This window comes from Paenibacillus sp. FW104-T2 (genome assembly GCF_058789975.1).
The window spans coordinates 56,432-69,112 of sequence record NZ_JBYTCE010000014.1 but is presented as its reverse complement, the minus strand read 5'-3'; the positions used below and the strand labels follow the sequence as shown (position 1 = coordinate 69,112).

At 46.6% G+C, this 12,681-nt stretch carries 12 protein-coding genes; 9 read left to right on the top strand and 3 right to left on the bottom strand.

The annotated features are described in order from the left end of the window. The first annotated feature begins 13 nt into the window (after positions 1-13). Together AC3WQ3_RS18195 and AC3WQ3_RS18190 are read left to right on the top strand one after the other, a co-directional pair. Positions 14-676 carry a class II aldolase/adducin family protein gene (locus tag AC3WQ3_RS18195; RefSeq protein ID WP_336780162.1) on the top strand — a complete coding sequence of 221 codons (663 nt, stop codon included), beginning with the start codon at positions 14-16 and terminating at the stop codon, positions 674-676. 152 nt (positions 677-828) lie between these two features. Continuing rightward, positions 829-1,179, top strand: coding sequence for a hypothetical protein (locus AC3WQ3_RS18190; protein ID WP_492473035.1), 351 nt, complete (start codon positions 829-831; stop codon positions 1,177-1,179). A gap of 91 nt (positions 1,180-1,270) precedes the next feature. On the opposite strand, the gene AC3WQ3_RS18185 is transcribed toward AC3WQ3_RS18190, so the two are convergent. Next, positions 1,271-1,897, bottom strand: coding sequence for an FMN-dependent NADH-azoreductase (locus tag AC3WQ3_RS18185; RefSeq protein ID WP_492473034.1), 627 nt, complete (start codon positions 1,895-1,897; stop codon positions 1,271-1,273). Positions 1,898-2,157: 260 nt separating this feature from the next. On the opposite strand from AC3WQ3_RS18185, the gene deoR reads away from it, so the two are divergent. The 6 genes from deoR (at position 2,158) to AC3WQ3_RS18155 (ending at position 8,993) form a co-directional block, all read left to right on the top strand. Then, entirely contained in the window at positions 2,158-3,096 is a 939-nt protein-coding gene (gene deoR, locus AC3WQ3_RS18180; protein WP_127540230.1) for a DNA-binding transcriptional repressor DeoR, read from the top strand. 213 nt (positions 3,097-3,309) lie between these two features. Further along, a complete protein-coding gene (gene deoC / locus AC3WQ3_RS18175; protein ID WP_492473103.1) occupies positions 3,310-3,960 on the top strand; it encodes a deoxyribose-phosphate aldolase in 651 nt (216 codons plus the stop codon). 184 nt (positions 3,961-4,144) lie between these two features. Continuing rightward, positions 4,145-5,335, top strand: a complete 1,191-nt coding sequence (locus AC3WQ3_RS18170; RefSeq protein ID WP_336780166.1) for a NupC/NupG family nucleoside CNT transporter — start codon at positions 4,145-4,147, stop codon at positions 5,333-5,335. A 29-nt stretch (positions 5,336-5,364) separates the two neighbouring features. Continuing rightward, on the top strand, positions 5,365-6,543 hold the full coding sequence (deoB, locus tag AC3WQ3_RS18165) for a phosphopentomutase (protein ID WP_336780168.1): 1,179 nt from the start codon (positions 5,365-5,367) through the stop codon (positions 6,541-6,543). Positions 6,544-6,674: 131 nt separating this feature from the next. Further along, the gene (gene deoD, locus AC3WQ3_RS18160; protein WP_153978548.1) at positions 6,675-7,382 is read left to right on the top strand and encodes a purine-nucleoside phosphorylase; all 708 of its coding nucleotides are present in this window, start codon (positions 6,675-6,677) and stop codon (positions 7,380-7,382) included. A gap of 309 nt (positions 7,383-7,691) precedes the next feature. Next, positions 7,692-8,993 (top strand): pyrimidine-nucleoside phosphorylase, encoded by a 1,302-nt coding sequence (locus tag AC3WQ3_RS18155; protein ID WP_492473033.1) that lies wholly within the window; start codon positions 7,692-7,694, stop codon positions 8,991-8,993. 140 nt (positions 8,994-9,133) lie between these two features. Here AC3WQ3_RS18155 and AC3WQ3_RS18150 read toward each other — a convergent pair whose 3' ends face one another. Further along, positions 9,134-10,117, bottom strand: a complete 984-nt coding sequence (locus AC3WQ3_RS18150) for a TIGR03943 family putative permease subunit (protein ID WP_492473032.1) — start codon at positions 10,115-10,117, stop codon at positions 9,134-9,136. 42 nt (positions 10,118-10,159) lie between these two features. Continuing rightward, positions 10,160-11,191, bottom strand: a complete 1,032-nt coding sequence (locus AC3WQ3_RS18145) for a permease (protein WP_492473031.1) — start codon at positions 11,189-11,191, stop codon at positions 10,160-10,162. A gap of 247 nt (positions 11,192-11,438) precedes the next feature. Here AC3WQ3_RS18145 and AC3WQ3_RS18140 point away from each other — a divergent pair, with 247 nt between their 5' ends. Next, the gene (locus AC3WQ3_RS18140) at positions 11,439-12,638 is read left to right on the top strand and encodes a GTP-binding protein (RefSeq protein WP_492473030.1); all 1,200 of its coding nucleotides are present in this window, start codon (positions 11,439-11,441) and stop codon (positions 12,636-12,638) included. The last annotated feature ends 43 nt before the right edge of the window (positions 12,639-12,681 follow it).

The following is a 12,681-nucleotide window of genomic DNA, read 5'->3' as shown; positions in this document are numbered from 1 at the left end:
AGTGGAGAAACACATGACTGAACAGCTGGTAAGAGAAGAACTGACCAAATATGCCCGCAGATCGGTAGCGCAGGGTCTGGTGGTTGGGCCTGGAGGCAATCTGAGTGCCCGTTCGGAAGGGACGATGCTGCTCTCTCCGAGTGGTTATGCACTTGAGGATATTGAACCGGAGGAATGGATTGCGGTTGATATCGGGACAGGTGAGACCCGTGCGGGATCAACTCGTCCTTCCTCAGAAGTATTAATGCATTTGTACAGCTATCGCATGAATCCCGATATTCAAGCGATTGTTCATACACATCCTGCATTTACGATCGCTCTGAGCCTCGTGTACGATGAACTGCCTCACCTTTTTCCAGACCAGTCTGCACTTGTAGGGGACGTCGGTTTCATTCCTTACGTTCTACCCACGACCAAACTGCTGGCCGATGCAGTCGCTGCTAAGGTGGACTCCCATTCGGCCCTTATTCTTGTCAATCATGGACTGGTCACGACAGGAAAAAATTTGCGAGAAGCCTATTATCGAACTCAAGTGGTGGAGGAAAGTGCGAAAGTGTACATGATTGCCAAGGCAGCTGGAGAACCAAGGGTTCTTACGGCTGAACAATATAAGGAGATCCAATCTCTGGAGAGTGAAGCGTATCGTATCCAGTTGTTGCAACAGCTCAAGTCGTAATACCAAGAGTTCCATATAGAGTGTATTCGAACTATATCGTCATAATTCGACATCAACAGCAAAAAGCTGAACCTTATTCCGACACCTATTGCAAAACCTGAAAAACCGAGTATAATACTTGGTAAATAGACGAAAAGGGGATGCAATAAACGATGAAAACACATGCTGAATTGAACTCACTTCTTGTTGACGATTATCTGGATCTCCTGAACATAGCGGCACAGTTAGGTGACGATGAGTGGAAGGACTCCATTTTGCAAGCACTTAAAGAAGAAGTGGACGCTAATCGTCACTTGGATTCTCAAGAAGTACGCCAGGATCTCTGGACCCAGTTTGAAGGGATTAATGAACAGATGCATGATCTCTTAATGCAGCTCAAACATGCGGATTCCGCTGAAGAGAAAGAGCAAATCGTTGAAATGCTCTGGGGGTTAAAAGTAGACCGTAATGCCATTACCCGCAAACTTGAAACCATAAGCCGTGCCAGTGCCGGTCAACAATAATCAGATATCATTCTCTATTATATAAAAGCCCGCTATGTGACCCTTATTCTTATTGGGGAGCATAGCGGGCTTTACTTTTTTTAATTCATGATTAAAACTGCTTCGCTGCAGTTCGAGCCTGTTCAATTGCATCCTGTTTTATCTGATCCGCCCGTTCTCTGAATTGGTTGTGACCTTCAATAAAGATCCCATCCAGCTTGGGTACGCCCAGGAATGACATGATGATGCTTAGATATCGATGCCCGGATTCCGTTTGAGCTGCAGGACCTTCGGAATAAATGCCACCACGGGCCTGAATATGCATTGCCTTTTTATTCGTCAAAAGTCCGATCGGACCTTGCTCTGTATAGCGGAACGTTTTGCCAGCCACACATATGGAGTCAATGTATGCCTTCATGATTGGAGGAAATGAGAAGTTCCACATCGGAGTTACAAAAACATACTTGTCAGCTGATGCAAACTGATCCGATAGCTCATTCAGACGGCTTACCTTGGATTGCTCTTCCGCAGTGAGTTCACTGCCGGATTGGAGTTTACCCCAACCACTGAACACATCGGCATCAATATGCGGGATGTTGGAGCGATACAGATCGAGATGGACAACCTCATCCGATGGATTGCTTTCCCGGTATGCATCTATAAAAGCTTGACCAGTGGCCATACTGAAGGAGGTCTCATGATCATGTGGATGGGCAGTAATATACAGTAGGGTTGTCATAGAATACTTCCTCTCAGTCATGTATTTTGGTGAATTCATAATTCCTCAAACGATAAAGTGACCGCTGTAGTATTCACCCTAGAGTTCTTTTTATGCTTGGATTTCACAAATCTTCGCATATGTCATTAGCTCAGAAGGAATAGTGACCTGGTACTTCATGATGTATAATAAACTGGACTAGCAGTGAATTAAAATATGAATCAGTATGGAACAAGAATTGCAAACGATACCATGGATGAGTGAGATGATTGCAAATGGGAATGGATCTGGAGAAACAACGATTAAGCATTGAAGCAGCCAAATTGTATTATCAGTCGGATTACAGCCAGCAGGATATCGCCGTCAGGCTGGGGGTGTCTCGTCCAACCGTATCCAGGTTGCTCCAGTATGCCAAGGACCGAGGTTATGTCCGTATTGAAATTATGGACCCGCTGGAGGACATTGATATCATTGCCGGAGAACTTAAAGCCAAATATAATCTGGATACCGCACTCGTCTGTTTTGCACCATTGAAGAGTGATGTAGAGATACAGAGGCATATCAGCAAAAGAGCTGCAGACTATCTGCAGGACACCGTACAGGATGCAGATATTATTGGCGTGACATGGGGAACAACGATGTACGCGGTCGCCAAACAGCTTCGGGCCAAACAGGTTAAAGGTGTTGAAGTCGTTCAGTTAAAGGGAGGCGTAAGTCATTCCCACGTCAACACGTATGCAGCGGAGATCGTGCATTTGTTCGCGGAAGCGTTCCATACCGTTCCTCGGTACTTGCCCCTGCCTGTTATTTTTGACAATATTGAAGTCAAGAAAATGGTGGAAGCTGACCGGCACATCGGACGCATCGTAGAGCTCGGCAGGCAGGCCAACATCGCCATCTTCACTGTGGGTACGGTAAAGGAGGACGCCCTCCTGTTCAAGCTGGGTTATTTCAACGAAGAGGAACAGCAATTGCTGATGAATTCGGGTGCGGGTGATATCTGTTCACGTTTCTTTGATGCTGAGGGTCAATTGATCAGTGAAGAGATCAACAGCAGAACCGTAGGGATTGATTTGGCCGAATTACGGAACAAAGAGAAATCGATCCTTGTTGCCGGTGGTCAACGCAAAATTGAAGCTATCCACGCTGCGCTCAAAGGGCACTATGCTAACATACTGGTAACAGACCAGTACACGGCGCAGGCTCTGCTTCGATTCTAAATCTGAGGATGACAACATCTGCCACGGAAGAATGGTGGATGTTTTGCTTTTTTAGGGCAGAAGCTATAAGCATTGTTTCGCTCATAATAGTGGGTGAACGAGGGTGAACAAAGGTTCATATTGATTTTTACATATGTTCATGTTAGTGTAAGGCTATAAATAAACAGTTCAGATAAGGGAGAGATTCAATTGACTACAGCTCAATTAGCCAAAATGATCGATCATACCTTGCTTCGTGCGGATGCAACGCAAAGCGAAATCAACCAATTGACGGAAGAAGCGAAACAGTACCAATTTGCTTCCGTATGCGTGAATCCGGGATGGGTTTCTTATGCTGCAGAGCAGCTTCAAGGCAGTGGCGTGGATATCTGTACAGTAATCGGATTCCCTCTGGGAGCTTCCACTTCCGAGACCAAAGCGTTCGAAACGACAGATGCAATCGCTAAAGGTGCTACAGAAGTAGACATGGTTATCAACATCAGTGCTCTAAAAGATGGAAAAGATGACTATGTGGAGCAGGATATTCGTGCAGTTGTTGAAGCAGCTGCGGGTAAAGCATTGGTAAAAGTCATCATCGAAACGTGTCTGCTTACAGACGAAGACAAAGTACGTGCATGCCAAGCAGCAGTTAGAGCAGGCGCCGATTTTGTCAAAACATCCACAGGTTTCTCTACAGGTGGGGCAACGCCAGAAGACATCGCCCTGATGCGTCGCACAGTTGGACCAGATATGGGTGTAAAAGCATCGGGCGGGGTACGCAGCCTGGAAGACATGCAAAAAATGATTGAAGCAGGAGCAACTCGTATTGGTGCAAGCTCCGGCGTGAAAATCATGCAAGGCGGACAATCTACGTCCTCTTACTAATAACCAGGTCGTTGATCTGTTCTCCATGTACCGGTATGTACACCGATCATGGGGAACAGGTTCTCAACCTCTATAAAGTGAATTGTTTGTAAGCGCTTCATAAACTTTCTGAAAGCTTAATTTTACTGTATGCCCTTTGAGCTGAATTCAACATCTGGCTTACTACCTTCAAAGGAGAGATCAAATGAAATTTCTGATTGCCATACTTGGTTTACTTGTTGTTTTTGGGCTGGCTTACATTGCAAGTAACGGCAAGAAGCAAATTCGCTACCGGCCGCTGGTCGTCATGATTGTTTTACAAATTATACTTGCTTATGCTTTGCTGAACACCGATGTGGGAACATGGCTGATTGGTGGATTTTCCACGATATTTAAAAACCTTTTGGACTATGCAAACGAAGGAATTACCTTTGTCTTCGGCGGTTTAGTAAACGTGGGAGCAGAAGGCGGGAGTGGCCCGTTTTTCCTGACGGTGTTGATGCCGATTGTCGTCATCTCTGCCCTGATTGGTATATTGCAGTATATCCGAATCTTACCTTTTGTTATAAAATATATTGGTCTGGTATTAAGCAAAATCAACGGAATGGGCAAACTGGAATCATATAACGCGGTTGCTTCCGCCATTCTGGGACAATCTGAAGTGTTCATCTCCGTAAAAAAACAAATCGGTTTGCTGCCGAAGCATCGGCTGTACACACTATGTGCATCAGCCATGTCCACGGTATCGATGTCCATTGTCGGTGCCTATATGTCCATGATTGATCCGAAATATGTGGTTACAGCGCTTGTGCTGAACCTGTTTGGCGGTTTTATCATCGCTTCCATCGTGAATCCGTATAAGGTAACCGAGGAAGAAGATATATTGGAAGTGCAGGAAGAGGAAAAACAATCGTTCTTCGAGATGCTGGGTGAGTACATTCTGGACGGTTTCAAAGTGGCGATCGTTGTTGCAGCAATGCTCATCGGTTTCGTTGCCCTGATTGCGCTCATTAACGGCATATTTAGTGCTGTTCTCGGCATCTCGTTCCAGGAACTACTTGGTTATGTGTTTGCACCCTTTGCGTTTATTATGGGCGTTCCCTGGAAAGAAGCGATTCAGGCGGGAAGTATTATGGCAACCAAAATGGTGTCGAACGAATTCGTCGCGATGCTGGATCTGACCAAACAAACCGCACTGTCTGCCCGTACGACAGGCATCGTGTCGGTCTTCCTCGTATCGTTCGCCAACTTCTCCTCCATCGGTATCATTGCCGGTGCGGTCAAGGGACTTCATGAGAAACAGGGCAATGTGGTGGCCCGCTTCGGTCTGAAGCTGCTTTACGGTGCATCGCTTGTCAGCGTGCTGTCTGCGATCATCGCCGGACTGTTCTTGTAAGCCGGATAATTGGAAGGAGTGCGTAAGTTATGTCAACATTTAAAAGAGTACATCTGATCGTTATGGATTCTGTAGGTATCGGTGAAGCGCCGGATGCGGCAGAATTCGATGACTTTGATGTGGATACGTTTGGTCACATTGCACGTGAACGCGGAGGTCTGAACATGCCGAATATGGCAAGTCTTGGACTGTCCAACATTAAAGAAATTGAGGGCATTCCTGTAGCGGATGCACCCAAAGCGTATTATACCAAAATGCAGGAAGCGTCCCGAGGCAAAGACACGATGACAGGCCATTGGGAGATCATGGGACTCTATATTGATACACCGTTCCGTGTATTCGAGAATGGCTTCCCGGATGAGCTGATTCAGCGCATCGAAGAGAAGACAGGCCGTAAAGTCATCGGAAACAAACCGGCCAGTGGTACGGAAATCATTGATGAGCTTGGTGAAGAGCATGTGAAAACCGGAGCGCTCATCATCTATACATCCGCGGATTCCGTTCTGCAGATTGCAGCACATGAAGATGTCGTACCGTTGAAAGAGCTCTATGAAATTTGTGAATTCTGCCGGGAGATTACGCTTGATGATCCATATATGCTGGGCCGTATCATTGCTCGTCCGTTCGTTGGGGAAGTAGGTAACTTCAAACGTACAGCGAACCGTCACGACTATGCGCTTAAACCATTCGGCCGTACGGTGATGAATGAGCTCAAGGACGGGGGATTCGATGTCATTGCCCTTGGTAAAATCGCAGACATCTATGATGGTGAAGGGGTGACCAAGTCTGTCCGTACAGTGTCCAACATGGATGGCATGGACAAATTGTCCGAGACGATGGATGAAGAATTCACCGGGCTTAGCTTCCTGAATCTGGTGGACTTCGACGCATTGTTCGGTCATCGCCGTGATCCACAAGGGTATGCTCAAGCACTTGAGGATTACGATGCGCGTCTGCCAGAGATTTTTGGGAAAATGACCAACGATGACCTGCTGATCATTACAGCTGATCATGGTAACGACCCAACGTATCGTGGTACTGATCATACACGTGAGTATGTGCCACTGCTTGTGTATTCCCCACGCTTCACTGAAGGTAAACAGCTTGAACTGCGCAGTACATTTGCAGATCTTGGTGCTACGGTAGCCGATAACTTCGGTGTTCAATTGCCGGAGTATGGTACAAGCTTCCTGAAAGATTTGAAATAGGTTACCGTTGTTTACCGAAATCAGGTACAGTAGCTGATTTTAAAAAAAATTGGACAGGTTCACCGGAGCAGCTTAGGCTGCCCGGGACCTGGTATCACTATATTAATGGATAAACTGGAGGAGATTTAACCATGAGTACACATATTGGAGCCAAACCCGGAGATATCGCAGAAACGATCCTTTTGCCAGGAGATCCATTGCGCGCTAAATATATTGCGGATACGTATTTGGAAGATGTCGTTTGTTATAACGAAGTTCGCGGAATGCTGGGCTTTACCGGTACATATCAAGGAAAACGCATTTCGGTGCAGGGTTCAGGCATGGGAATTCCATCGTTCGCCATCTATGCCAATGAGTTGATTAGCGAATATGGCGTCAAAAACCTCATTCGCGTGGGAACATGTGGAGGTATGCAGGAGCACGTGCGTGTTCGTGACGTCGTTTTAGCTCAAGCGTCCTGTACGGACTCCAGCATGAACAAGCTTGTGTTTGGCGGATATGATTTCTCCCCAATCGCAACGTTCTCCTTGCTGAAAGAAGCGTATGACCGCGCGACAGCAAAAGGCATGAAAATCCATGTAGGTAACGTATTCAGTTCCGATTCCTTCTACCGTGATGACCGCTCTGTTACTGAAAAATTGATGCAGCACGGCGTATTGGGCGTGGAAATGGAAACGACAGCACTGTACACGATCGCAGCGAAATTTGGCGTCAATGCATTGACCATTCTGACAGTAAGCGACCACTTGCTAACAGGTGAAGAAACTTCTGCCGAGGAGCGTCAAAAAACATTCAATGACATGATGGTCGTTGCACTGGAAACAGCAATCACGCTGTAAATTACGCTAATATCCATTGATTTGAATTAAAACTTTTGGTGAAGCACGTAGTGGAGGCACCGGAATCAATTCTGAAGAAGCGAAGCGTTCGCTTTTGTCTCCGAGTTTTTTACCACCACAATAACATACAAATTTACACGATAACGGAGAGGGCAGAATAAACCTGAAGAAGCGAAGCGTACGCCTTTATCACCGGATTTCCCCCTTTGAAGGAGGGAATCAAGAAATCCGGGGATAACAGCGGTCGGAAGGTTGTTCTGCCATCGGAGTGACCGTGTAAACACTCACCACAACAAAGGAGAGATCATCATGAGAATGGTAGATATTATTGCCAAAAAACGTGACGGAAAAGAACTGACAACAGCTGAAATTGATTTTGTTGTTCAAGGTTATACCCAAGGAGAAATTCCGGATTATCAAGTCAGCGCTTGGGCGATGGCCGTTTTCTTCAAGGATATGACGGACAAGGAACGTGCGGATCTAACGATGTCGATGGTTAATTCAGGGGAAACAATCGATCTATCCGCCATTGAAGGCATCAAAGTAGACAAGCACTCCACCGGAGGCGTCGGTGATACAACGACATTGGTACTGGCACCGCTCGTTGCTGCTCTGGATGTTCCTGTAGCAAAAATGTCCGGACGCGGCCTGGGTCACACCGGCGGAACGACAGACAAACTGGAGTCCGTTGCCGGTTTCCACGTTGAGCTGGAAAAGGAAGAATTTATTAGGCTCGTAAATGAACATAAGGTAGCGGTTATCGGTCAGAGTGGTAACCTTACCCCAGCTGACAAAAAGCTCTATGCACTTCGTGACGTAACTGCAACAGTTAACTCCATTCCGCTCATCGCCAGCTCCATCATGAGCAAGAAAATTGCTGCAGGTGCTGATGCCATCGTACTGGATGTAAAAACGGGTGCGGGTGCATTCATGAAAACGACGGAAGATGCAAAAGAACTGGCACATGCCATGGTCAGCATCGGTAACAATGTAGGGCGCAAAACGATGGCTGTCATCTCCGACATGTCTCAACCACTGGGCCTCGCGATCGGTAACGCGCTTGAAGTGAAAGAAGCGATTCTGACGCTGCAGGGTAAAGGGCCGAAAGATCTGGAAGAACTGTGTCTTGCACTTGGCCGTCAAATGGTATTCCTTGCTGGCAAAGCAGACTCCTTGGAGCAAGCGGAAGAGAAATTGAAAGAAGTGATCCAGAACGGAAAGGCACTCGAGAAATTCAAGCATTTCCTGGCCAACCAAGGTGGCGATGCGTCTGTCGTCGACCATCCGGATCGTTTGCCACAGGCGAAATATCTGATCGAAGTTGAAGCTGATCAGGACGGTTACGTCGCTGGAATCGTTGCAGATGAGATCGGAACTGCTGCGATGCTGCTTGGTGCAGGTCGTGCTACCAAAGAATCAGAGATTGATCTTGCTGTAGGCTTGATGCTGAACAAAAAAGTTGGCGACAAGGTCAAAGCTGGTGAATCGCTGGTAACGATCCATGCCAATCGTGAGGATGTGGCAGACGTGATCGCGAAGATCAAAGAGAACATTACCATCGCTGATCACGCCGATGCCCCTGTGCTCGTTCATGATATTGTTACAGAATAATCAATCAGAGCCCCCAAGTACAATATATCTTGGACTTGAATTGCAAAACCCGAAGCCGTGGATTCATGGCTTCGGGTTTTTTCTCGTTCAATGAATCTGAGACTCGGTCCGGGCCTTAACTTAGGTTTAAACCAGACCTTTCATTTCCCTTGGAGTTTATCATAAGCCATTACGGAATCTGCATTGGTATAAATGTAAGGCGTGGATGGCTCGGAAACAGCAGTAATTTTCGCTGCTCGAATCTCAATGGTATCTTTGCCATTCACCTGAGCAGAACCGATACTGCCATCAATCTGTACCCAGCTGTCGGTAGGGAAACTGTCGGCTTCGGGAATGTGGATCATTACACCAAATGGCGCTGCATCTGCTGGACAGCACATGACGAGGAACCGCCCAAGTGCAAAGTGTGATTCATGATCCATACTTTCATCCCGATAGACAAAGCCCGTAAGGGAGATCGGCTTCCCAGCAAATTGTCGTTGAAACATGTCAATGGTGCCAAGCGTTTCTGAAAAAATCTCAGGATAAACCTTGATGACTGGTTCTGCAATCAATTTTTCCGCTAGCTCAGCAAATTCACGGCTGTATTCATCAGGAGGTATGAATTGGACTTTACTCGCTGACCCAGATGCAGCAGATGATTGGTTCTGGGCAAAATCTTGAATATGCAGACTGGCAGCTTCCTCAGGTGCAGGTTCTTTACGCCGGATTTCGGGAGGAGCGTAAGACAGCGACATGCCTTTCTGACTGGCCATGGAACTGCCAAGTGCCTGATCCGGCAGCAAAAAGCCGAGCAGCAGTGGAAACAGGATTAAGCCGTACGTCACCAAGCTTCGAAGCACTCCAGACGGAGGTGGATGTTCACAATCGCAATGGACCTGGCCATGACCGAACAGTCCATGCCAAGCCATAATGACCGCGATGAACAGGAGTGGTATGGGACAGCATAACAGCAAACGCTGCATCGTAGGTGCTAGATAATAATGTAAAGAATCAATCTCCTTCAAATGGATGATGTATACGGCAAGACCACCAATCCATACCGCACGGATTAATGAATGCCACTGGATGGAGTGCCTCCTTGGAGTATGACGATAGGCGTGAACGGATGCAGGCTGAATCATATAATCACCTCTTTTCAATCTTCAATGAAATGAGCATATACGCTACACCAGAAGGTTAATCAGCCAAGATCCAGTGAAGACGAGAACAATAATGGCTATGCTTAACCCAATGACAAACCTTGTGCGGAAAGTGGACAGCAGCATCAGTGTACTTTTGAAATCGAGCATAGGACCAAGAACAAGAAATGATATGAGTGGACCAAGAGCGAAGGTATGCGAGAATGCAGAGGCTACAAATGCATCGGAAGTCGAACAAAGAGACAATACATAAGCAAATCCCATCATAAACACATAGGAGGCAACCGGTCCGTTCCCCAGCGCAATCAAGTCATTTCGACTAATAAACGTCTGAATGCAGGCTGTAATCAATGCACCAATGACCAAATACTTGCTCATATCCACAAATTCATCCCCGGCATGGATAAAGAAGCTGCGCCAGTTTTTCTCATGGTTATGGTCGTGGCCGTTGTGCTTAGGTGGGTGTGCCATTTTGAATGCGGAGTGAGTCTTGACCTCTGTCACGGCAACCTTAGCTTTGCGCAGAGGATTCTGCCGTACAAATATATATACCAACAAGCCAATCGAAGCCGCGACGGCAAAGGCCAGTCCCATGCGGGCAATCGTGATTTCGGGATGTGAGGGAAAAGCGAGTAATGTTGCGGTAAACACGATCGGATTGACTACTGGGCCGCTAAGAATAAATGTAACTGCAATGTATGCTGGCATGCCTTTATGCATCAAACGGCGAACAACCGGTATCATGCCACATTCACAGATGGGAAATATGATGCCGAGTAAACCAGCCACTAATACTCCACCAACAGGGTTCTTTGGTGTAAGCTTGCGTACCATTTCTTCCGACACGAACCATTGCATGAGTGAAGAGAGCAGTACACCGATAAGTAGAAAAGGGGCAGCTTCGAGGAAGATACCGATGAATACGGTTTTTATATTTTGCAAAGTTTCGCTGTTCCACGCCTGTTTCAGATCAGAGGACATCGTGATGAGCACGGGAACAAGAAAGGCGCAGGGAACCAGGATGGACAGGAGCTTCATATTGGCTGCAAGCTTCATACAACAGACCTCCACAACCGGACTTTTAGTAATCTATATGCTTGTACCTTAAGCAACATACGCAGTTTGGTCTTTTAATCATAAATTTTACGATTTATTCATTGGTATTGAATCGAGAAGTTGACAAGCGAAAGTTAAGTTAAGTATAGTGTTGATTGTTAATCGTAACATTTACGATTAACAATCAATCCAAAAAACATATTGGTTCTTCCTTTTTATTAAAGAACCTTGGAGTGGAGGAATAGACATGTCTGAAATACAAGAGAATCCCCGGGTACCCGTAACCGTATTAAGCGGATATCTGGGCGCAGGCAAAACAACCTTATTGAATCATGTGCTACATAATCGGGAAGGTATGAGAGTCGCCGTAATCGTAAACGACCTGAGTGAAGTAAACATTGATGCCGGGTTAATTCGAGATGGAGGCGGATTATCACGTATTGACGAGAAGCTTGTGGAGATGTCCAATGGCTGTATCTGCTGCACGCTTCGGGAAGATCTCCTGAAAGAAGTGGAACGTCTCGCTCTGGATGGTTCTTTTGACTATATCCTGATTGAATCGACGGGTATTGGAGAGCCTGTTCCCGTTGCACAGACGTTTACCTATATCGATGAGGAACTTGGAATTGATTTAACGAAATTCACTAGGCTCGACACCATGGTAACCGTTGTGGATGCGGCGCAGTTCTGGCGGGACTTTTATTCAAAAGAGACATTAATGGATCGGGGTCAGGAAGCAGGAGAGGGCGATGTCCGGGGAATCGTGCATCTATTGACCGATCAGGTAGAATTCTGTGATGTGCTGATTCTTAACAAGTGTGATCTCGTCTCTGAGGAGGAATTGCTCAAGCTGGAAAAGGCTCTGCATGCGATGCAACCCAAAGCCAAGCTGATTCGAACGTCTCACGGGCAGATTGATCCGAAGGAGATATTGAACACGGGACGGTTTGATTTTGAAAAAGCGAGTCAGTCTGCAGGCTGGATCCGCGAATTGATGAAGGAGGAGCACACCCCGGAAACGGAAGAGTATGGCATTCACTCGTTTGTATACCATCGGAAACGTCCGTTTCATCCGGAACGATTGCTGAGCTGGATTGCCAAGTGGCCGGAGAGTATTGTCAGATCCAAGGGGTTGATGTGGCTGGCAACACGGAACCATATGGCTATTTCCTTCAGTCACGCAGGCACCTCCAAGCAACTTGGACCAGCTGGCTTATGGGTGGGTGCGATGAGCGAAGAGGAACGGCAGATGCATTTTGGAAATACGTTACCAGCCATTCCGGATTGGGATGATACATGGGGAGACCGGGTAACGAAATTGGTATTTATCGGAATTGATATGGACAGGGCAGAGATTGAGCGAACATTGGACAATACTTTGCTTACCGAAGAAGAGATGCAGCTTAACTGGCGTGAACTGAAAGATCCCTTTCCATCATGGGGTTGACAATAGAAAAAGGATAGGATAGTATCATTAAACAGTAATGATT